Source organism: Chryseobacterium sp. ISL-6, assembly GCF_018613715.1.
Taxonomy (GTDB): domain Bacteria; phylum Bacteroidota; class Bacteroidia; order Flavobacteriales; family Weeksellaceae; genus Chryseobacterium; species Chryseobacterium paludis.
In genome coordinates, this window is the sequence record NZ_JAGGPT010000002.1 from 196,562 (window position 1) to 217,789 (window position 21,228).

Consider the following 21,228-nt stretch of genomic DNA (forward strand, 5'->3'; position numbering starts at 1 on the left):
CGGCGTGGGCTCCTTTTTTTACCTATATGGAACAGAAAATATATCAGAAAAGAAACGTAAAACGCTTTAGAGAAAGAAGCTTTAGCTCTCAACTTGGAAGATTGAAATAGAAGAAAATTTCTTTGCTTGAACAAAAAGAAACTAATGAAGATCCTTTGTTAAAAAAGATCTCTAAACTATTGAAAATTCCGGTAGAAGCTTTTCAGAACTTTAATAGAGAGCAGCCTGTGAATGTTATTGCTAATACTTTTCACTATGGCTCAATAGCACACGCTACTGCTGAAAACATACAATGCACATTCAATCCAAGAGATAAAATGGTTGAGTTAAATGAAAGGCTTAAAGAAAAAGATAATATAATAACAACGCTTGAACAATTAATTGGAAAGAAATAAAATTAAAGTAATCGGGGTATTACTTTTTCGTAGAGAAGGCTTAACTAACGTTAAGCCTTCTTTTTTGATTAAATATAAGACGTCTGTCTATTCTAATAATTATTCAAAAGAAAAAAAAGCTTTATAATCATTGTAAAGGATTTTAAAAAGCAAGTTTATAAAGAAAAATACGATCCTTAGTATGGAGATTTTTATTTATATCCATTGGAATTGAACTTTCTTTTTACAGATCTGAAACGATACTGTCCTGTTCTGAAATAAGTTTAACTATTTATGATAATTCGCTTTAATACCAGAAGCATTATTCTTCTTTATCCACAATTGTCCTTTCAGTAAAATAAAATATAAAACTTCCAATTAATAATATTAAGCATGGCATTACATAATTATTTATTTCAAAAAATTGGAAATCATTTGACATATCCTTTAAAAACTTTCCTACCAGTTGCATTAGTGATGAAATAATTAAAAAAATAATACTCCATACTTTAATTGCTAATTTGACTTTGATGTGCTTTATGAAAAGCAGTATCAACAAAGAAACTTGTATTATTATTGGAAGTAGTGTAATTAAACTATAATTTTCATACATAGAATAAAGATTATAGATTAATAGTATAAAAAGTATAATTATTAAAAAATAATAAAAAATTATAGAATTAAATTTTGCTTTTCGCATGTTAGTTTTTTATTAATGAATTTTTGAAAAAATAAATATCGTCAACGCACGCTAAGCGATCATTTCCACAGTTTTAGATCACCTTGAATTTTTCTTCACGAAATAACTTCTATCCTGCCGAAACAACGGAGCCCACTTTCACTGGCAACGTCTGCACAGCACGAGCGGTTAGAAATAATTTTAAGACGACCGATTATCACGACATTAAAGTTTAATCTGAAGGCATTCTTATGGGACAGGAAATCACTGAAACTTAATTCGCTGTCTGGTACCTGTTTGTCTCCTCAAACCAATTTAGATAGCCACTAATCCATAAACCCTGACCTTCAAGGAACTTTTTTACAACCGGTGTATATACCCCAAAATCCGGAATATCATTGTACAGGACCATAAACTCTTCCATGCGGGAGTTGTACATTTGCACAGCTTCATCAAAGGCATCTTCGATTGAACAACTTCGTTCGTTTTGAATCACGAGTACCAGATTCAGGCCTTCATCATCCTGCATTTCCTTTTCTAATGAGATTAAATCATTACTCCAGGCAAATAGATCTCCCGCCAATATCCTGGCTTGCTGAACAAAGGGATGTACTACAATGTAATTGGGCAAGATACCTGTCACCAGTTCTATCTTATCATTTACAGTAGCCATGGCTACATTCTTCCTACGAATCGGTATATACTCCTTAATGGAAGGATAGTTAATGTCTTTACGGTAGCTGATAGATGAGTCTATCTCTATACCTTCAAGATATTGAGATATATCATATACATATCTTTCCACCCACTCTTTTGTCGCAATAGCTTCAAATTCCCTCATAAAAATGGAAAATTGATGAAGGATCGGATTTTCTCCATGTTCAGGAATTGCACCTCGTGCAATTTCCATCGTACGATGGGTCACTTTAGACAATTCCTCTTTCTTGAATGGAGCATAATAATCATCTTGAGCAATGCCCCAAAGCAAAGCTCTGGTAAAAGAAGTTAGTAAGGAAAGGGAAGCATCCGGCCAGGAATGTGCAGCCCAGGACGCACCGTCAAGTCTTCTCATCATTTTAATGAAAGGTTGAGGAAGAGAACTGTATTGCTCATCGATCCATTTATCGCTTTTTTCTCTAAGTAATTCTTTATGTGAGCTTTCACGTGGCGGAAATGGATTCAGGAGTATCGATTTCAGGTTTTTAGTTATTGTTTTATTCATTGGTTAGATTTGTTTTTTAATATATCGAGGGTTATAATAATACTCTTACTTAGTCTCTAAAGAGCTCTTTATACTACCGTTTTAGCATTTCCTCTATGGTAATAGACTATTCTGATCAGCCAAATAAGTTGGTCTTGAGCCTATTGCTTTTTCTAACAGTTATTAGATAAGGAAACAACTACAGCTTAAAAACAAGCATTTCCACCAACCCTTCCCCTTGCTGATGAAATAATAAATTATTTCCATTCAGTTGAAATTCGACATCTTTCATTGCAACTACTTGGGTTTCAATAACGCCTAAATTAGTCAATACCTCCATCATTTCTTCCCTGAAGTACACCCTCACCTTATCCTTTATAAACTTTTCAAATAGGCCTATAACAGTATTATGAAGAGATAGGCCGTGTGCAGGCACATCAACAGGATCAAGGCAATATTCCATGATGACCTTGTTGTACTTACCTTTAGATTCAAATTGCTGCATCAGTTTAACAAATTCATGATTATGGATATAGTGAACAACTCCTTCAAGAACAACAATAGTAGGTTTTTCAGGCTGAAATCCCTTTCGTAGCAATGTCTCCATAAGGAGATTAGTATCTGCTAAATTACATTGAATAAAATGAGGTTGATTAGTAGTGGGAATCAAATCCGAATAAATTACTGCTTTGGTAAGGATAGTGTCACTTCCATCCACTTCGAAAATATCACTGATTCTATCAGCATGGTGTTCGAGTAGAAAAATAGATAGTGGATCAAGTCCAGCCCCTAGAATCAATATCTGTCGTTTGGGATTTGAAAGTAGTTGTTCTGAAAGTGCTTTCCTTATATAGTTTTTCCGTAAGCAAATTATATCTCTAATAGCAGTGGTGGCTGTAGTCATCTCCTGACTGGCTGCCATTACCCCACTGAAATCGATATGTTCAAGATATTTTTTTTCCAAATCAGAGGTATACACTGAATTCGACTGTTGTAGTACCAAAGCAGAAGTTAACGGAACATTAGTTTTAGTATAAGTATTCATAGAAAGATAAGTTTTAAGATGACAATTAAGATAGGTGGAATATGTTCCTAATAAATCATGATGTAGTTTTAAAAACATCTTCCGTATACTGTATTATTCAGGTAAAACAGTTTGATGTACTTAGGATCAATGTATTTCTTTACTACACTTTAGTGATCTTGAATTCAAGATGATAATTTACATAGATCTTTAAGGTAAAACTATAATTTCATGGCACTTTTAGATTTGTAAATAATGACATGTCATATAGGTCTTACGTAATTCATATATGAAATGCTATAATATACCATATTACTTAGGCCATGTTTATTGTATGGGGACTATTATATTATAGAGCTATACCCCCAATTATTCCACCAACTATCGCACCTGTATTGCTGACAGTGGTACCAACTATCCCACCAACGCCACTAACTGTACCACCAATTATGCTGCCTAAACCGCCTACTACTCCACCCACGTTTTCTATTAATCCATTACCTGTGATAGTTCTTAACTCGTTTTTGCTTAATTTTTTGAAATTTTTCATGGTTATAAATTTTCACGATTATTTATCACCAAGATATGAATAATAGTAGTAATAATCCTTCCACTTTAAGTAATAATTTCTTTAAATTATTACATGTTGTAGTTTCACTATACGGAGAAGTGTGATGTACTTATCTACACAGACGTGTGAAACTTTGTGTTTTATTTTGTTCTTCTTGATTTTTACATAAGAAAGCATTTTACTTACCTTTTTTGTTTGTTTTTTGCCCGGGGGACCGCCAGCACTTATCAATCATTTGCAGCAATTTAGGGCACTGACATTCCTATGAAAGCAGTCGCTATGCGTGAAACTCAATTCGGAACAGCCACAGCAAGTGCCATTTTTTAATTATGTTGCAGGTATTTTCATCACTTTAATGAAATCTTGTCTCATTACATTGGTGAGGTGTTTCCCAATGGTAACAGTGGGCAAAAGCAGACGGGCACCCACATGCGAGCAAGCCAAAAAACTCGTACGTGAAAAACTCCAAACCGAACGGATTATCTTCATCACTCAAACGACAGGAAATTTCAAATTTTTCCTGATCATCGTTATTGAAGTCAATCACTTCACCATTCCAAGCAGCTTTATTTGCTTTCCACAATCTGAACAGCGAGACAGCAGTCTCTTTATCCCCTTCATCATAGGCAGATACATCTGGTTTTAGATGAGGATCTATCCAAGTGTTCCCATTACTAACTTGAATAATTTTTCAGTATTAAATCCAATACAAAAACCTTTATGAGAGTTACCATAATGTGACCACATTAGTAAATTCGAATTTTTTGTTGTCAAACTATAAATTCCAAAATTTCTATTTACATTTTCAACATATTTTTCATAATGATTTTTTCCAATATTCATCATTTTCAAATATCCCTGAATTTTGCTGTTCGTAACATTTATCAATCAATTCTGCTTCTGAAAGATGTGGCATATATTCACGTCCTGTTTCATATAATTTTTAAAAATATTTTCAGGAGTAATTTCTCTCTCATCATATCTGAAAGGGATAGTTGCATCAAATGGATCAAATGCATTTTGGGAAGAAAAAAAGATTTGGTTTTCTGTTAATCTCTGTATTTGTATAAAGTTTTTGGGAGCAAATCAAACATATTTTCAGTTTTTATAGGTTCAGTTTTTGGCTTTGCGATAATAGGCAATCGAACTATAAAACTGCAATTTTGCACAAATTTCAATCGAAGAAATACCGTTGAACTTTGCAGTTTCGCTCTACTACTATTGCTAAACATGTTCATGTTGGCTGCAGTATTTTTTAATTTTCGATAACATAATCATATCCAATTTCTTTAATTCCTTTAAAATCTTGTTTTAATTTTCGTTGAGATAAAATCCCTTCTTTATTAAGTTTTGCGAGATTTTTTTTAAGTTTTAAAATAGTTGATTTATTTTCAAGCATAAATTTATGTTCCGAAACCGGAAAACCCATATTTTTTAGCTTTAATTTGTATCCCATCAAACTCTGCATCTCTTTTTATTTTATATTCTAACTTCTTGAATAAGTTTTGCATCTATTTTTGAGATAGGTTGAAATAATAATGACCGGAAATATGATAAAACCGAACAAGCTGAAAGCCCCTATTCTGTAACTTGGGGTTTCTTGAAGTATTAGCCCCCAAATCAGGTTATAGATCGAAGCACAGCTAATGATCAAACCAATAATGGAATAAAAAATAAGTGTATTTTTTGCCAGCGATATCTTAAAATTCATTTTCTGTAAATTCTTTTTATTAATACTAAGTGAATGGTTGGCTGGAGTATATCTTTTTAATATACTTACAAAAAATTTAGTTCAGCATTACTATTATTCGTTAAAATAAGTATTTTCGGTGCTATCTCATTCTCATTTGGTTTTACCCACTTTTTTGGACTCGTTATAAAGTTTATCAAGAAGCTGCTGCTGTTGGGCATCTTCCTTAAAATAACGCTGAAAATTCACACTGCAATCCAAAACATTAGCAATATTTTTTGTGTTAAAAGTCCAGTCATCCTGGTTTTTGATTAAAACCCCTAAATCACTACCACAACTTTGCCATATTTCAATAAACTTAGTCTTTTTCTCATCCTTTAATTGGCTAAAATCTGAATAAACCGAAAATCCCCTCATTTCAGGATTAAAAAATTTTGCGATCATATAAACAGGTACTCCACCCCAATCTATTGTTTTTCCTTTTGGTAATTCTATAATGGTAAGCTTTTTTTCATTCATTATTCTGTCCTGCTGCCCTTCCTTAAAAAACTGTTCTTCATAGGTCAGTTTTGTTCCTTTAGGCAGTACTATTTTTTTCACCATCATAGGTTCTGTTGTAATAAAATAAGGGTAATTAGGACCCCTTCCTCCTGTCGGGCTTCCCATACCGCTCAATCCACCTAGTAAAAGGAAGTACCATACCCCTAGCGCAACTACTAATACGAATGTCAAAACTCCGATGATAATGTAATTTCTTTTTCTCATTAGATTCTCCTTATGAATGGTATTAGTTATGCTTTATAACTAATAACTGCAATCTCAGTAATTACAGTACACTAATGTACTTCATTTTTATACTACACTGAATACCATTTCATCATACTAAAGAAAAAAAGCTTCTCTGGCAGTTTTGGCCGCTAGGACTAAAAGTGATATTTTATTAGATCGTTTTTTGAGATTTTGCTAGTTTATTCGTTTTAAAAGTTGAAGTTTTTCAATGTAAATAGTTTCTGATATTCCATTTGAAGAATTATTAAATTTAAAAGTCTCGTTTGTATTATCATATTCTCCTTCATATACTCCAGAAAGACCTTCTCCTCCTTCATTTATTAAGTATATAAATTCGCCGTATGTTAATTCTAGCTCTCTAAAAGTATATGGATTCATATTTTATTATTTAATTTTTCATAGATGTTTATTATAGAAGATATTCTGATGATTTATTAATAATTTGTGCTTCCGAGGATGTAGATAACATAAAACAATTTGTATTAACTGAGATTCTAAAGTATGGCTTAAAGATAAGCACTCACAAAACTGAGGAATTCTTGTTTGAGAATCTAATTTACAACAAGAATTCTGATAAAAGGCTTACATCTATTAAGATTGAAAATAATCAAAGACGAATTGCAAAACCTCTCATTTATCTAGGATTTGAATACAGAGGATTTAGTACGAGCATAAAATCTACAAACCTGTCAAAATATTTTAGAAGACTTATATACATAGTCAAGAGAAGAGCTAAAAGGGCTACCCAAAATATAACACCAGAAAGCAAAAGGGCAATTTACAAACACCAAATTAAGAAATTATATAATGCTCCTCTAAAAAATATTGATAATGACTCTAAAGAACTAAAGCAAAAATTCAGAATGAGATATAGGTTTGTAAAAAATGAATGGGGAGAATACGATTTGGAACCAGTAAAGATGCCTATCAAGAAACAATCTAATTATATATCCTATTTAAAAAGATGTGATAGAATTTTTAATAGAAATGAAAATAACTCATTCTTGAAACAAGTAAAAAAAAGACAAAACATTTTAAACCACGCCATTAAAAAACATCTAAATAAAAATTTTAAGGGGAACTCTTTGTTATAAATTAGTTTGTTGTGAAAACTTTTAACGATTAAATATTCTGTCTTTTTTTGTTTTCTTCTGGATCTTCACTTTGATAACTATTATAACCTCCAAAGAGAAAAAAAAAGAAAGCCATCTAATTATTGTGAAAGATTTTAAAAAGCAAGTTTATAAAGAAAAATACAACCCAATGGGTAGAGATTTTTCTTATATCCATTGGACTTGAACTTATCTTTTAAAAATCTGAAATAATAACTTTATTTTCTTTTTATTATTTTTTACTTATTTACCAGTTGAAGTAACAGTAGATTTCTTAATCGGGGAAGGGGAAAACGCTGCATTCGATAAAGAGATTGTACAGCGTATTAATGATATCCAAAAAATGGATCCTGACACCAGAAGCATTCTCTTTTACGTTATTGATACCTATATCCAAAATTTTAAAACTAAACAGGCTTTTAGATAAACAACAAACCCGCTCAATGAGCGTGTTGTTTATTCAATCAAAGTAATAGACTTTGCACAGCGGAATTATTTTTTGCTTAAAATAATATTTTCTTTTAACATTTTAAGTCTTTTACTTCCAATAATCTTAAGCTTATAATCTCTTTGATTCATATATCCTCTAGATAACATATTAGTGACTAATTTTTCTTTATTACATCTTAAGTATAGAGTATCTTGAAAAATGTTCCACTTCCCTATACATTTTGGAGAAGCATCCTGCGATTTGTATGACATACTAAAACTATCTTTTTTTATTAAAAGATTATATTCTTTTGAGAATCCATACGAAACTCCTTTATATTGATAATTACCATATACATCTTTCTTTGCAATACAAGAACTTATTATGAATAATAAACAATAATATATTTTTAATTTTTTCATTACTTGGTTTTTAAATTTGGAAAATCATTTTTAATAGTATAAGTGCTAGGTAAGTCAGTCAGACCAGCTGCGTTATGAGGATAGGCATTGATCAAATCTGTCTTAGTAGAATTTATATTTACTGGTGCTGCAGCTGTATTAGATCTCCCTCCAGGATTATACAAAGTACCTCCATCCAATCCTTGTACCCATCCAGAAGTAATATCAGTAGCTGAACTTACAGTAGTTCCTGACGTAGAGGGTAAGCCTGAGACTGACGAAGCATCATAAAAATATTGTGCTTTATACGCCGAAACTTCGTCTCCTATATCTTGGGCTACTACAGCACCTGTAGTTCCATCAAAGGCTATATCTCCAGATTCAAATTGCGCTCCATGGGTCATTTCGTGTACAAAATTAGAATCAGTTCCAAATGCAATAACAATATTACCAGTATTAGGGTCATATGTTGTACCACCAATTCCAGTAGAACCAATATTATTTAAACTATATACCTGCGTACTTTGTTCTAAAGTATCCATATTATTAAGGGTTGTACTCAAACTTTGAACCTTATCTGATAGTGCTCCATTAGCAATAAGATTAGATGCTACAGCCGATGCATATTGAACTTGAGCTGCCTGTTTTTGTCTATTCCATTCCGCTTGACTTCCTGGTTCTATTTGTTCGGGAGCTTTACCATCAGGATCAATAAACCTCAAAGGATTATTAAATGCATAATTGTATGGACTATGACGACGCATTTGTTCTGCCATTGGATCCACGACACCCCATCTTCCAATATCCGCCATATACATTCTAGCTCCATAATCATACATACCAGTCTCTTGCAGCTCCTTGCCATTGTACTTGTAGTTCTTATAAGCACTAGGGCTAAAGAAAGAATTTCCGGTCTTTAGATGATTCATCCCAAATGGATAGTAATCATTAGAATCTGTAATCTCAAGAGCTCCTGCGCTGTTTCTTCCGAAACTTATCCTTACATTTCCTAAATGATCTTTATACTGGTAAATATACTGATCTTTTGCATAATCATAAAATCCTTCTGCTGTAGGAAAAAACTGAAGCTCAGGATTCTTTGATTCAAAACCAACCATAGCACTTACTGGTTCTACAGAATAAGCCTCCATTTCCAAAGCTCTTGAGGTTTCAAGATTATCTACCATCATCTCGGTGCTTCCACCGCCACTACCTCCACCTGAACTGGTTTGATTCACATACTGGAATCCGTCAAGATAATCTGTAACTACTTTTGACCATGTTGTCCCTGCAACTCCTGAAGAAGAGGTATAGTTTTCTTTTCTCAATTTGGTTCCGTCAGCACTGTATTTAGTGGAAATTTCGGCAATTTGTGTCCCTTTATCTATTGCCAGTTGATAAGGTAAATTTAAATGGTTGTATGCAATGCCTGAAATAGATTTATCAGCCATCGTTTGCATATTACCATTTAGATCATAAGTGATCGGAAGACCAGCAGTACCCTCATAACCGGTACTGTTACCACTGTTGTCTTTAATTGATATTGCCTGATTTCCTAGATAAGTATATTCTAAATCATCAATTTTTGTGGCAATGGTTCCTTGCAATACAGAGGTTCTGTAAAGATTGGTAATGTTTCCATTCAAATCATAGGTTAAAGATTCTGTATTTTCTTTACTGCTAGGGTTATTTGGATTTTGATAATATCCTGCCGTTAGTCGGTTTAGCTTATCATAAACATAACCATATCTTTTGGGTGTAAGTGACGGATTAGCTCCAATTGCTTCCACGGCTCTCCAATCTACTTCGGCAATGTTTCCATTGTATTTAGCCTCAATATTTTTACCGGGAAACAATACCGAATCAGGGTTGGTAACCCCTTCTTTCTGGTTGTATTTAATTTTATAAGAAAACAGTTTCCCTTCCAGATTGGCTACCGACATCTGGTTTTTATTGATATCGGTCAACCAGCCTCTTATGTTGTAGCTATAATCTATACTTTGAAGATTGTTTCCTACTTTTTTATTGCTTAATTGCGAAAGTTCATTGTAGGTATTATCAGTTAATAATTCCTCTGGATTATTGTCTACCTGATGGAAATGTTGTTTTAATCTGTTTTGAGTATCATAAGCAAAGCGTTCCTTTACATTGACAGCTGTCTCTGCCAGTTTTCTACGATGAATAGTATTTGATCTTTTAACAGCTCCAGCAAAGTCCATTTCAGTTTCAGTCTGGGTGTAGCCACCTAAATGGTTAATAGAATATATTCCAATAACCTTTCCTTTTTTATCATAATAGCTATAGTTCTTTGTCCAGTTATCATCTTCAATATTCTTCACATAAGAAGCAGTAGGAAGGCTTTTGGTGGTCACTTTACTACCTGTAATATCCGTAAGGAGCTTTTGTGCGAAAGTATTGAGAGCAGCAGGAGTACCCGGAGGATAGGTATCATAATAATTAACACTAAGAATCTGAATGACATTACTTAATGGAGATGCTAGTGTAGAATAATAAACAGGCATTCCATTAAGGGTAAATGCTGTTGTGCTTCGTGTTTCAAATAAATTGGCATTGCCATCTACCGCTGTCTGTAGGCTTTGTCTGCTTCCAGCATTATTGATAAGGCCAGTATAAACAACTCTTCCAAACTGGTCATATTTGGTGAATAACCATTGGCTTTTACCTGCAAGGTTAGCATCCTTGGTCATAACAAGTTGGTCCGCCTTATTATATACCATAAATTCCCATCCTTTTCCAGGGATCTTTTTTTCTACCAACCTGTTTTTACCATCGTAGCGGTATTGGTAACAAAAATCAGTTAACACAGCACCTGAAATAACTGTTCCAGCCGTTAATCCTTTAATTGTAAAAGAAGCTTTTGGTGGAATAACGAATGTCAACTGGCCATATTCATTATAAATATAATAGGTATCCGCATTATCAGTTGCACTGATGACTTTTCTAACCAAGACAGTCTGCCCTTTTCCATTTTTAAATTCTATGGTTTCGTTACCATCTTCATCCTTCACAGAGTTTTTATACAGCTGAAGTGAAACTCAACATTCAGTCACTTTACATAAAAATCATATTTATCATTTAAAAAATATTTTATACCTTCGCTTCGTGATTACAAATAACGGAACATATTACTATAGAATATTTAGCTCAGATCTGGGATAGGGATTCTTATAAATGATATACAACCTCGTCCTAGGACGGGGTTTTTTATTTTAAATATTAAAAAGATGAAAATAAGTATTATTGGCGTAGGACTCATTGGAGGTTCTATCGCTTTAAAACTAAGAGAAAAAGGGATTGCTGATTTTATATATGGAATAGATAACAGCAGCAGGCACCTTGATGAAGCCTTAAGCTTAAAGATCATTGATGCTAAGGTAGATCTGGAGTATGGTATTAAAAACTCAGATCTTGTTATCATAGCTATTCCTGTGGATTCAGCAAGAAAGCTCCTACCTGCAGTTTTGGATCTGATCTCTGATGATCAAACCGTAATGGACGCCGGATCTACAAAGGCCGGAATTGTAAATGGTGTAAAAGACCATCCGAAAAGATCAAGATTTGTAGCTTTTCACCCGATGTGGGGTACCGAGAATAGTGGTCCAAAATCCGCTATTGCCGAGAGTTTTTCAGGAAAAGCCGGGGTGATCTGCAATAAAGAAGAATCAGCAGCCGATGCTTTGGAGCTTGTTCAAAAAATTGTAGCGGGTCTTGATATGCACCTCATCTATATGAATGCTGAAGATCATGATGTACATACTGCTTATATCTCCCATATCTCCCATATTACGTCTTATGCTTTGGCTAATACGGTTTTAGAGAAAGAAAGAGAGGAAGATACTATTTTTCAGCTGGCGAGTTCTGGCTTCTCCAGTACCGTAAGATTGGCAAAATCACATCCTGAAATGTGGGTTCCTATTTTCAAGCAGAATAAAGAAAATGTACTGGATGTCCTTAATGAACATATCTCTCAGCTTCGAAAGTTTAAAGCCGCGTTAGAAAAAGAGAATTATGAATATTTGACGGAATTAATTTCCAATGCTAATAAAATAAGAGGAATACTTGATAAGTAGTCCTCTTATTGAATATTTTTTCTCTGTCATTTCGACGAAGGAGAAATCTCTTTATAATCCTTTTTTATTATTCTTTTCTTTTGTCTTAAAATCGAAGATTCGACGAATTCAAACAAAAGAAACAAAAATTGCCTTCTCAAAGTCGGCGAATACTATTTTAAGACTGGAAGCTATGGCTAGAAATAGAATTTTCCAATCTATTTTTTAACGCAAAGTTTTATTTTAACATTCCAAATATCTAAGTGAGCAAAGAGGGCTTCGCTGATTAAGTTAGATCCATGTAAAAATCTTTGATTTTTCTAAAACTCATGTGTACTTATTATGCAGCATATCTTAAACTTAAAATAACTAAAGTGTTTAAAGCTTTTGTAGTTTTTAGATACTCACAGAATCATGCAATTTTTAACATTCAGGAACATTCACCGCAATAGCCAATCCACCTTCAGAAGTTTCCTTAAATCGGTCACTCATCGATTGTGCGGTTTCCCACATGGTCTGAATAACTTCATCTAAAGTTACTTTTGCTTTTGCAGGATCACTTTCAAGAGCGATATTAGCTGCAGTAATGGCTTTCATAGCACCCATTGTATTTCTTTCAATACACGGAATCTGTACCAGTCCTTTGATAGGGTCACAGGTTAAACCTAAATGATGTTCCATTGCTATTTCAGCAGCCATCAATACCTGGCCTATGCTTCCGCCCAATATTTCAGTTAAGCCCGCTGCTGCCATTGCAGAAGAAACGCCTACCTCAGCCTGACATCCACCCATTGCAGCGGAAATAGTGGCATTCTTTTTAAATAAGGTTCCGATCTCTCCGGCAACCAATAGGAATCTTACAATATCATCCTCACTTGTAAAAGGGGTAAAAGCCTGAGCATACATTAAAACAGCAGGAATAACACCACTTGCCCCATTCGTAGGAGCTGTGATAATTCTTCCGAAGCTCGCATTCTCCTCATTCACGGCTAATGCAAAACAGGCGATCCATTTGTTGATATTGGTGAAGTTTTCTTCGGCGTCAACTACCTGCTGAAACCATTCATCGATATTTTTATAGATCTTATCTCCTAAAAGTTTTCTGTTGATCCCGGCTGCCCTTCTGGTAACATTTAAACCACCCGGCAGAATTCCTTCTTTGTTTACTCCTTTATAGACGCATTCTTTGATCTGTTTCCAGATATTCAGTGCCTCTTGTCTTGTTTCCTCCTGAGTTCTCCAGCTTTCTTCATTGATCAGGATCAGATCTGAAAACTTCTGAAATCCCAACTTTTCACAATATTTTATAATATCTGAACCATGATGACATGGATACAGCGTTCGGATACAGTGTTTTTCTATAGAGTTTTTTTCCTGACTTGCAATAAACCCACCGCCTACAGAATAAAAATCCTGAACAAGCTCGGTTCCATCTTCAAAAACAGCTCTAAAAATCATTCCGTTGGGATGGAAATCCAGAGATTTCTGCATATTTAAAATCAAATGATAGCCATAGATAAAAGGAATTTCTTTTTCTCCACCCAGGTTAATAATCTGGTCTTTTTTTATTTTCTCTATTTTTTCATCAATTTTTGAAGTATTGATGGTCTTAAAATCTTCACCATTTAGTCCCAGTATTCCGGCGATATCTGTTCCATGTCCAATCCCGGTTTTCGCTAAAGACCCAAAAAATTCAAGGAAAACTTCCTTCACCTCTGCGATTGATCTTTCCCTTTTTATAATTCTGATAAATGCAGAAGCTGCATTCCAAGGTCCCATCGTGTGCGAACTCGACGGACCTATCCCTACTTTAATAATTTCAAATACTGATATTGATTCCATAAAAGATTCATCATTTTTCCTCATAACAAAGATACATGATAAATCTTTATCTTACTTCTCTTCAGCTAAGGATTAAATAAATATTTAACCCACCTCTACCACTTCAAACTCTCTTCATGCTGAGAGATATCCAGACCTATATTTTCCGATTCTTCTGATACTCTTAAAGTAATGATCATATCTGTAATCTTATACAACATTAAAGATCCAAAAAAGGCAAATGCAGAAACCAAAACCAGAGCCATCATATGATGGGCGAAAACCTCAATACCACCATGCAGAAGACTGGCATTTTCACCATGAGCAAAAATAGCTGTTAAGATCATTCCCATGATTCCCCCTACCCCATGGCAGGCAAACACATCCAGTGTATCATCGATCTTTTTGAGTTTTTTCCAGTTCATCATCATATTGGAAACGATCGCAGCTATAAAACCTATGAAAAGACTTTCCGAAATGGAGACGAAACCACAACCCGGTGTAATGGCTACCAATCCTACTACTGCACCAATACATGCTCCTAATGCGGAAACACTCCTTCCATTGATCCTGTCAAAAAATATCCAGGTCATCATTGCTGAGGCAGATGCTATGGTAGTGGTTCCAAAGGCTGTGGCAGCTGTCGCATTAGCTCCTAAAGCAGATCCCGCATTGAACCCAAACCATCCGAACCAGAGCATTCCTGTACCTAAGAGTACATAAGGAATATTAGAAGGTTCGTGATGAGGATTCTTCCTGTTTCCAACAACCATCGCACCAGCTAATGCCGCAAATCCGGCACTCATATGAACGACTGTTCCACCCGCAAAATCTTTGACACCAAAATATTTATTCAAAAGGCCATCTGGATGCCAGACCATATGACAAAGTGGGGTGTAAATACAGATGCTGAAAAGAACCATGAACAACAGATAGGAAATAAAACGCACCCTTTCTGCAAAAGAACCGGTAATCAGCGCGGGGGTTATAACAGCAAATTTCATCTGAAATAAGGCAAACAGAATAAACGGTATTGTAGAAGCCATAGCCTTATGCGGTAAAACACCGACATGGTTGAAAAATGGATAGCTTAAAGGATTACCTATTAATCCGTAATGTTCTCCATTCATTTCAAAACCCAGAGAATCACCAAATGATAACGAAAATCCAACGACCACCCATAAAATAGAAATTACTCCTAAAGCAATAAAACTTTGCAGCATGGTCGAAATAACATTCTTCTTACCTACCATTCCACCATAGAAGAATGATAATCCCGGCGTCATAAGCAAGACGAGACCTGCGGCTGCTAAGATCCATGCGACATCGGCGCCAACGATTTTATCCTCGCTTAAAAATTCACCCGAATTAGGCAGATCTGCTGCCGGAGTCCAGAATAAACCTCCAATCGCTACAATTGTGATCACAGCAAAGGAGATCTTCCATTTTAAACCAATTTTCATAAAATTTAATTTTAACCCTATCAAAAATAGAGATAAATTTTATAAAAACATATTTTAAAACAAAAATACCCCTAAATATTTTAAGATAAAATCAAAATAATAATATTTTACTGAAATATTTCATTTAGAATTTTTGAAACTTCTTTAGGTTTTGTGGCCGGAAAAAGGTGCGTCCCTCCTTTGATGATATAATTGGGTTTTGAGTTTTTTACAGGAAAAACAATATCTCGATCTCCCAATATCTGAATTACATCAGGATTTTCTTCAAAACTCCAATCTGATATCTTCTCTATAGACCATTTTAGGTAATAAGGATCTTTAACTCTGAAATACTGTAACACCTTCGGGTTCTTAGGATCGAAAAATTTTCTCATAACAGAATAAGCCGTTGCGCTCCTTTCATTAAAGAAACGAACTGGCAGAATCTTGGGAATCCCGGTAATCTGTCCTGCTTTTATTAATTTGGATTTTTCTTTATCAGATTTTATACTTCCCAGGATCACTACTTTTTCAGCAGGCTTTATTTTATTGATCTCCTGTACCATGATTCCACCAAACGAATACCCTAAAAGGTTAAAAGGTTCAGAATCATTAATCTTAGATGCCATTCTGTTGATATACTCCGGAAAACTCTCATTCAGTCCCGGGATCAGCCAATCAATAAACACCACTTCAAGGTGATCTGGAAACTGTAATTTTTCCAACACTTTAAAATCTGCACCGAGTCCGCTTACTATGTAAATTTTCATATTGCTAAAATAAAAAATATGGGCAACTATTTAAAGCTGCCCATATCTAATTTATTGTTAAAAGTAATTCCTTTTATTTTTTCTTTACAGGAATTCTGTTATCGTTATCCAATTTCTCAGTAGAAACTTTGAACTGAATGTCCATTTCGTCTTTAATGAAATAATCTTTTAATGAAGACTGATAGAATACTTTAAAGTCTCTTCTGTTTAGCGAGAACTTAGCAGACTCTACAACAACAGTAAACTGAGTAACATAAACATTAGCCGGGAAAGTAATTGTCTTTCTAACCCCTTTTAATGTAAAATCTCCATATACTGTTGAATTGTACTCACTGTTTGCCAAAGGAATAATTTTGGTTAAATGAAATAGAGCGATCGGGAATTTTTTAACTTCAAAGAAATTAGTACTCTTAAGATCGTTGGTTAGCTTGATCTGATCCTCATCGGAAACATCTCCAGCCATCAAACTTCTCATATCAATTACAAATTCACCATCTACCAAAACTGTTTTATCAAAATTGAATTTTCCGCTTTTCAGTTTTACGGTACCCGAATGTGATGATGCCACGGTTTTTACAACCTTATAGCCCGTCCATCTTATCTCAGAAGAAGTAACTTTAGAAACCTTATCAAATTTTCTTTGAGCAGAAACAAATGATATGCTCACACACATCATAGCAAACAATAGTAATCTTTTCATTCTTTTTTATTTACAATTCAACAAAAATAAAAAAAAGTGTAGAACTTCTACACTTTTAACAATCTTTTTTTGATTAAATTATTTAGCAGTCACTTTTACAAGCATATCAATGTCATCTTTCACAAAAACATCTTGCATTGTTGATTTGTAAGCAATATCAAATTTTTGTCTGTCGAAAGAGAATTTGTTAGATACTAAACTTGCTACTCCTTTGCTGTAAGCAATTTTTGCAGGGAAAGAAATACTGTTTGTTTTTCCTTTTACTGTAAGATCTCCAGTTACTAAAGAGTTATATACTTTGTCATCGTTTTTCTTTACAGAAGTAATTTTAAAAGCAGCTGTAGGATATTTTTCAACCTCAAAGAAATCTCCTGTTTTAAGGTGACCATTTAATTTAGTCTGATATTCTCCGGTAAGATCTGTAGAAGTAATAGAAGTCATATCAAGAACAAAAGATCCACCTACAAGGTTATTTCCTTTCATTATCAGATTTCCTGACTTCACTTTTACAGTACCATCGTGAGAACTAGCCTCAGACTTTGCTACTTTGTATCCCCACCAGTGTACATCAGATGCTACTACTTTTTTTGATTGTCCGAAAACCAATCCACTAGCTAAAACTGCTAATAATAATATTTTTTTCATTGAATAAAGTTATTTAATTGTTTATTTAACGATACAAATGTAGCTATCTTATTCGATAGATTTTATTGATGTAGATCAATAAAATCAATTATTTTCATGAATAATATCAGGCATAAAAAAACTCCGGAAATTCCGAAGTTGATATTTATTTATTCATAGTAGGCGGTATAAAGCGCTATGCCATGTAATCCTGTCAGCTTACTTTTAATAAGGTATATTGGAATGTTTCTGAGCATATCCTCCATTTTGTCGCTTATCTTAAACTTCTCATAGAATTTCGTTTTATCCATATAGTCGATCAGCATCTGAGGAATATCTCCTGAGATCAATAAACCTCCGGTAGCCTTAACCTTTAAAGTAAGGTTATTAGCTTCCCTTGCAAGAAACTCAAGGAATGTATCCAAAGCAATTTTACAGATCAGCACATCTTCTTCTACAGCGGCTTTATAAATTTCCTGTAAGAAGTTTCCATTTGCCAAACGATCTGCCAGCCATTCCGGTTCAGGGTGTCTTTTTACATCTCTTAAGAATCTGTAAATATTAAATAATCCTGTTTTAGAAAGAACATTTTCCCAACTTACAATTCCATAAATATTATTTAAGAATTGATAAAACTCCACTTCAACATTTGTTCTTGGAGAAAATTCAGAATGACCACCTTCTGTTGCAAATGGTCTTAGATACTTTCCATCAAAGAAATACCCCGCTTCTCCCAGCCCATTTCCTGGTGCTAAAATAGCTACATTTCCTTTCTCCAGATGCCCGCTTGTATAAATTGCGTCTAGTTCACTATCCTCTAGAAGTCCCATTCCATATGCAGACGCCTCCAGATCGTTAAGCATATCAACCTTTTCGAAACCGAACTCATTTTTAAATTCTTCAACATCGAAATTCCAGCCCAATCTTACAGGACTACTTTTCCCGTTAAGGACAGGTCCCGGAACAGCTATTCCTAAACGTTTTACATTATTCAGCTGATTCTCCTGAATAAACTTTTTCAGGATCGCCGAAAAAGAGGAAAACTCTTTTGTCGGATAGCTGGTTTGTAATTTTATATCGAGTCCTCCGTTGCCAGATATGTAATAACCCAATGTAGTAATATCTTCACGTAAGTTTGCTCCAATGATAGAAACATCATCATTATTACTGTCTTTTACACCCGGTAAATAAAGGGGAAATTTTGGATTTAAGTTCATAATCACAAATTTTATCAAATATAATAATAGTTTTCGGAAATCGTATATGGTAGTAAAAAACCTTTTCAAAAAAATGAAAAGGTTTTGGCTAATAATTGTTTATATATAAATCTAACTACTTTCCTAACGCAATATTGTAAGAAAATCCAACACCAATGTTACCCACATTGTAGTCTTGATTCACTAAATCGCCTTTACTTCCTGTAAATACCTTCTGATATTGTACGAAGAAATTCCAGTCTTTGTTATGGTATCCAATTTCAGGTTTGATATAAAAACCTCCACTTGGTCTGTCAACCAAAGTATTTGAAGCTACTTTATCATCACCTACCAAGAAACCATACCCTAAGTCAGTTCCAAAATAGAAACCAGTTTGTTTTGGATAAATTCTTATTAATGCTGCAACAGGAATTACTCCCACATCATTATTTTTATATCCATTGTTTTCTTTTCCAAAATAATGGGAATAACCAGTTGCGATACCTAATCCGAATCCCGGAGTAATCAGATTTTGGTAAGCCACATCCACCCCTACAGCAGCGGAAAGATTATCTGAAGGAACAGCTAATCCAACATTTGCTCCTACTTTAAGCATATTATTCATTTGTACGCTTTGTGCACTTGCAATACCTGCTGTTAAAATTCCAGCTAATAAAACTGCTTGTTTAAACATTTTCATAATTTCTGATCTTTAAATTTTACTAATCAGTATGATGTAAAAATCATGCCAACCAAGCACTTTTTCACTGTTTTAACATCTACAAGAAACACAAATACATGAAAATCAAATAGTTAATTTTTGTTAAAATTTAAATAAATGTTTAATTAATGTTAAAAAAACAATCTATGAACGTATTAAACGTTCTAATTTTTAACCTCTTTAAGTTTATGATATCCAAAATACAAATCTATTCATGGCATTTCCTGTAATACTTCATAACAAGCACTTACTTTGGCGTGCAGGCTTTGGTCCCGGCATTAGCCAGTTTGAAGACATACAAACTCTATCAAATAAAACTTTGATCGATGAATTGTTTAAAGAAAAAGCTTTTACTGAACTGACCTATAATACCCCGGATGTAGCTGCTGTTGATTATATGAACTCACCAACACCTGCCGAAAAGAGAAAAGAAAATCAGAAAATCAACAGAGAGCAGAATAATGAGCTTAACCTTAATTTCCTCGATAGCATGATCAACAGTCCAGATCAACTCAGAGAGAAAATGGCTTTTTTCTGGCATGGCCATTTCGCTACAAGAATTAATAATTCAAAATTCAACAGACAGTTATTAAACAGTATCAGAAAAAATGCATTGGGTAATTTTAAAGAGTTGCTTTTTGATGTCAGCCGCTCTCCTGCTATGTTGAGTTTCCTCAACAATCAACAGAATAAAAAAGACCATCCCAATGAAAACTTCGCCCGCGAGGTTATGGAATTATTTACCATGGGACGGGGAAATTATAATGAAAAAGATATCAGAGAAGCCGCCAGAGCCTTTACAGGGTGGGGATATGATAAGGATGGAAATTTTAATGAAAGAAAAAAACTTCACGATACAGGAACCAAAGCGTTTTTAGGAAAAACTGGAAATTTCACAGGCGATGATATTTTAAATATTATTCTGGAACAAAAGGCTACGGCCAAATTCATAACAACTAAAATTTATAAATTTTTCGTTAACGAAAACATTGACAATACCATTATCAATCGATTAAGTGAGGATTTTTACCATTCAGGTTACGATATAAAAAAGCTTTTGCAGCACATTTTTTCAGGTTCATGGTTTTATGATCCAAAAAATATCGGAACAAAAATAAAATCCCCTATTGAGCTCATGGTAGGAATGATGAGAGTTTTACCTATGAATATTCAAGCTCCTGAAAATCTCATCGTCTATCAAAAATTGTTAGGACAGATGCTTCTTTATCCACCCAATGTGGCGGGATGGCCGAGTGGGAAATCCTGGATCGACAGTTCTACACTGATGCTAAGACTTCAGATCCCTCAGATCTGGTCCGGATTAAGACCTTTAGAATACAGCCCCCGACAGGATGATGATATTGATATGGGAATGAAGTCCCGTGAAACAGCATTAAATAAAGCGTTTAAAAATCCAAATATCACCATCGACTGGAATCGTGTAGAAAAGGTTTTTCAGAATAAAAAAGGGGAGGACTATCTTCTCCAAAACTCGAAATCCCTGGATATGAGTTCTGTGAAAAACTTTTCTGATCAGAGTGTAAAAATGAATATAATTAATCTGATGTCCACACCAGAGTATCAATTGATGTAACCTCCTTAAAAGCAGTAAG

The 21,228-nt window shown here is 34.2% G+C and carries 20 protein-coding genes; 4 read left to right on the forward strand and 16 right to left on the reverse strand.

Annotation, left to right across the window (positions count from 1 at the left end; genetic code table 11):
- Positions 1-122: 122 nt before the first annotated feature.
- Complete coding sequence (locus J7E44_RS05855) at positions 123-395, forward strand: hypothetical protein (protein ID WP_353050448.1); 273 nt, start codon at positions 123-125, stop codon at positions 393-395.
- 932 nt (positions 396-1,327) lie between these two features.
- Here J7E44_RS05855 and J7E44_RS05860 read toward each other — a convergent pair.
- From J7E44_RS05860 to J7E44_RS05890, 7 genes are all read right to left on the reverse strand, one after another.
- Positions 1,328-2,275, reverse strand: a complete 948-nt coding sequence (locus J7E44_RS05860; RefSeq protein ID WP_214826487.1) for a terpene synthase family protein — start codon at positions 2,273-2,275, stop codon at positions 1,328-1,330.
- 178 nt (positions 2,276-2,453) lie between these two features.
- Positions 2,454-3,299, reverse strand: a complete 846-nt coding sequence (locus J7E44_RS05865; RefSeq protein WP_214826488.1) for a class I SAM-dependent methyltransferase — start codon at positions 3,297-3,299, stop codon at positions 2,454-2,456.
- A gap of 328 nt (positions 3,300-3,627) precedes the next feature.
- Positions 3,628-3,828, reverse strand: a complete 201-nt coding sequence (locus J7E44_RS05870; protein WP_214826489.1) for a bacteriocin-like protein — start codon at positions 3,826-3,828, stop codon at positions 3,628-3,630.
- 675 nt (positions 3,829-4,503) lie between these two features.
- Positions 4,504-4,695: a DUF2971 domain-containing protein gene (locus J7E44_RS24215; protein WP_214826490.1), complete on the reverse strand. Its 192-nt coding sequence runs from the start codon at positions 4,693-4,695 to the stop codon at positions 4,504-4,506.
- A 409-nt stretch (positions 4,696-5,104) separates the two neighbouring features.
- On the reverse strand, positions 5,105-5,317 hold the full coding sequence (locus J7E44_RS05880) for a hypothetical protein (protein WP_214826491.1): 213 nt from the start codon (positions 5,315-5,317) through the stop codon (positions 5,105-5,107).
- 375 nt (positions 5,318-5,692) lie between these two features.
- Positions 5,693-6,304 (reverse strand): hypothetical protein, encoded by a 612-nt coding sequence (locus tag J7E44_RS05885; protein ID WP_251040501.1) that lies wholly within the window; start codon positions 6,302-6,304, stop codon positions 5,693-5,695.
- A 198-nt stretch (positions 6,305-6,502) separates the two neighbouring features.
- The gene (locus J7E44_RS05890; protein ID WP_214826493.1) at positions 6,503-6,706 is read right to left on the reverse strand and encodes a hypothetical protein; all 204 of its coding nucleotides are present in this window, start codon (positions 6,704-6,706) and stop codon (positions 6,503-6,505) included.
- A 161-nt stretch (positions 6,707-6,867) separates the two neighbouring features.
- On the opposite strand from J7E44_RS05890, the gene J7E44_RS05895 reads away from it, so the two are divergent.
- A complete protein-coding gene (locus J7E44_RS05895) occupies positions 6,868-7,422 on the forward strand; it encodes a hypothetical protein (protein ID WP_214826495.1) in 555 nt (184 codons plus the stop codon).
- A 510-nt stretch (positions 7,423-7,932) separates the two neighbouring features.
- Here J7E44_RS05895 and J7E44_RS05900 read toward each other — a convergent pair.
- A complete protein-coding gene (locus J7E44_RS05900; protein ID WP_214826496.1) occupies positions 7,933-8,292 on the reverse strand; it encodes a hypothetical protein in 360 nt (119 codons plus the stop codon).
- Positions 8,292-11,300 carry an RHS repeat-associated core domain-containing protein gene (locus tag J7E44_RS24220; RefSeq protein ID WP_353050449.1) on the reverse strand — a complete coding sequence of 1,003 codons (3,009 nt, stop codon included), beginning with the start codon at positions 11,298-11,300 and terminating at the stop codon, positions 8,292-8,294. The genes J7E44_RS05900 and J7E44_RS24220 overlap by 1 nt, the downstream gene beginning before the upstream one ends.
- A 216-nt stretch (positions 11,301-11,516) precedes the next feature.
- Here J7E44_RS24220 and J7E44_RS05910 point away from each other — a divergent pair, with 216 nt between their 5' ends.
- The gene (locus J7E44_RS05910) at positions 11,517-12,362 is read left to right on the forward strand and encodes a prephenate dehydrogenase (protein ID WP_214826497.1); all 846 of its coding nucleotides are present in this window, start codon (positions 11,517-11,519) and stop codon (positions 12,360-12,362) included.
- Positions 12,363-12,764: 402 nt separating this feature from the next.
- On the opposite strand, the gene J7E44_RS05915 is transcribed toward J7E44_RS05910, so the two are convergent.
- The 7 genes from J7E44_RS05915 to J7E44_RS05945 form a co-directional block, all read right to left on the reverse strand.
- Positions 12,765-14,183, reverse strand: a complete 1,419-nt coding sequence (locus J7E44_RS05915; protein WP_214826498.1) for an L-serine ammonia-lyase — start codon at positions 14,181-14,183, stop codon at positions 12,765-12,767.
- A 95-nt stretch (positions 14,184-14,278) separates the two neighbouring features.
- Complete coding sequence (locus tag J7E44_RS05920) at positions 14,279-15,625, reverse strand: ammonium transporter (protein ID WP_214826499.1); 1,347 nt, start codon at positions 15,623-15,625, stop codon at positions 14,279-14,281.
- Positions 15,626-15,732: 107 nt separating this feature from the next.
- On the reverse strand, positions 15,733-16,374 hold the full coding sequence (locus J7E44_RS05925; RefSeq protein ID WP_214826500.1) for an alpha/beta hydrolase family protein: 642 nt from the start codon (positions 16,372-16,374) through the stop codon (positions 15,733-15,735).
- A 73-nt stretch (positions 16,375-16,447) separates the two neighbouring features.
- Positions 16,448-17,074, reverse strand: a complete 627-nt coding sequence (locus J7E44_RS05930; RefSeq protein ID WP_214826502.1) for a YceI family protein — start codon at positions 17,072-17,074, stop codon at positions 16,448-16,450.
- 78 nt (positions 17,075-17,152) lie between these two features.
- Positions 17,153-17,719, reverse strand: a complete 567-nt coding sequence (locus tag J7E44_RS05935) for a YceI family protein (RefSeq protein ID WP_214826505.1) — start codon at positions 17,717-17,719, stop codon at positions 17,153-17,155.
- Between the two features lie 149 nt (positions 17,720-17,868).
- Positions 17,869-18,915 carry a glucokinase gene (locus J7E44_RS05940; protein WP_214826508.1) on the reverse strand — a complete coding sequence of 349 codons (1,047 nt, stop codon included), beginning with the start codon at positions 18,913-18,915 and terminating at the stop codon, positions 17,869-17,871.
- Positions 18,916-19,030: 115 nt separating this feature from the next.
- On the reverse strand, positions 19,031-19,594 hold the full coding sequence (locus J7E44_RS05945) for a transporter (RefSeq protein WP_214826511.1): 564 nt from the start codon (positions 19,592-19,594) through the stop codon (positions 19,031-19,033).
- A 235-nt stretch (positions 19,595-19,829) separates the two neighbouring features.
- On the opposite strand from J7E44_RS05945, the gene J7E44_RS05950 reads away from it, so the two are divergent.
- On the forward strand, positions 19,830-21,209 hold the full coding sequence (locus tag J7E44_RS05950; RefSeq protein WP_214826514.1) for a DUF1800 domain-containing protein: 1,380 nt from the start codon (positions 19,830-19,832) through the stop codon (positions 21,207-21,209).
- The last annotated feature ends 19 nt before the right edge of the window (positions 21,210-21,228 follow it).

Coding starts and splice junctions, on each gene's coding strand:
- J7E44_RS05860 (WP_214826487.1), bottom strand. CDS start 2,275: ATGAATAAAACAATAACTAAAAACCTGAAATCGATACTCCTGAATCCA.
- J7E44_RS05865 (WP_214826488.1), bottom strand. CDS start 3,299: ATGAATACTTATACTAAAACTAATGTTCCGTTAACTTCTGCTTTGGTA.
- J7E44_RS05870 (WP_214826489.1), bottom strand. CDS start 3,828: ATGAAAAATTTCAAAAAATTAAGCAAAAACGAGTTAAGAACTATCACA.
- J7E44_RS24215 (WP_214826490.1), bottom strand. CDS start 4,695: ATGATGAATATTGGAAAAAATCATTATGAAAAATATGTTGAAAATGTA.
- J7E44_RS05880 (WP_214826491.1), bottom strand. CDS start 5,317: ATGCAGAGTTTGATGGGATACAAATTAAAGCTAAAAAATATGGGTTTT.
- J7E44_RS05885 (WP_251040501.1), bottom strand. CDS start 6,304: ATGAGAAAAAGAAATTACATTATCATCGGAGTTTTGACATTCGTATTA.
- J7E44_RS05890 (WP_214826493.1), bottom strand. CDS start 6,706: ATGAATCCATATACTTTTAGAGAGCTAGAATTAACATACGGCGAATTT.
- J7E44_RS05900 (WP_214826496.1), bottom strand. CDS start 8,292: ATGAAAAAATTAAAAATATATTATTGTTTATTATTCATAATAAGTTCT.
- J7E44_RS05910 (WP_214826497.1), top strand. CDS start 11,517: ATGAAAATAAGTATTATTGGCGTAGGACTCATTGGAGGTTCTATCGCT.
- J7E44_RS05915 (WP_214826498.1), bottom strand. CDS start 14,183: ATGGAATCAATATCAGTATTTGAAATTATTAAAGTAGGGATAGGTCCG.
- J7E44_RS05920 (WP_214826499.1), bottom strand. CDS start 15,625: ATGAAAATTGGTTTAAAATGGAAGATCTCCTTTGCTGTGATCACAATT.
- J7E44_RS05925 (WP_214826500.1), bottom strand. CDS start 16,374: ATGAAAATTTACATAGTAAGCGGACTCGGTGCAGATTTTAAAGTGTTG.
- J7E44_RS05930 (WP_214826502.1), bottom strand. CDS start 17,074: ATGAAAAGATTACTATTGTTTGCTATGATGTGTGTGAGCATATCATTT.
- J7E44_RS05935 (WP_214826505.1), bottom strand. CDS start 17,719: ATGAAAAAAATATTATTATTAGCAGTTTTAGCTAGTGGATTGGTTTTC.
- J7E44_RS05940 (WP_214826508.1), bottom strand. CDS start 18,915: ATGAACTTAAATCCAAAATTTCCCCTTTATTTACCGGGTGTAAAAGAC.
- J7E44_RS05945 (WP_214826511.1), bottom strand. CDS start 19,594: ATGAAAATGTTTAAACAAGCAGTTTTATTAGCTGGAATTTTAACAGCA.
- J7E44_RS05950 (WP_214826514.1), top strand. CDS start 19,830: ATGGCATTTCCTGTAATACTTCATAACAAGCACTTACTTTGGCGTGCA.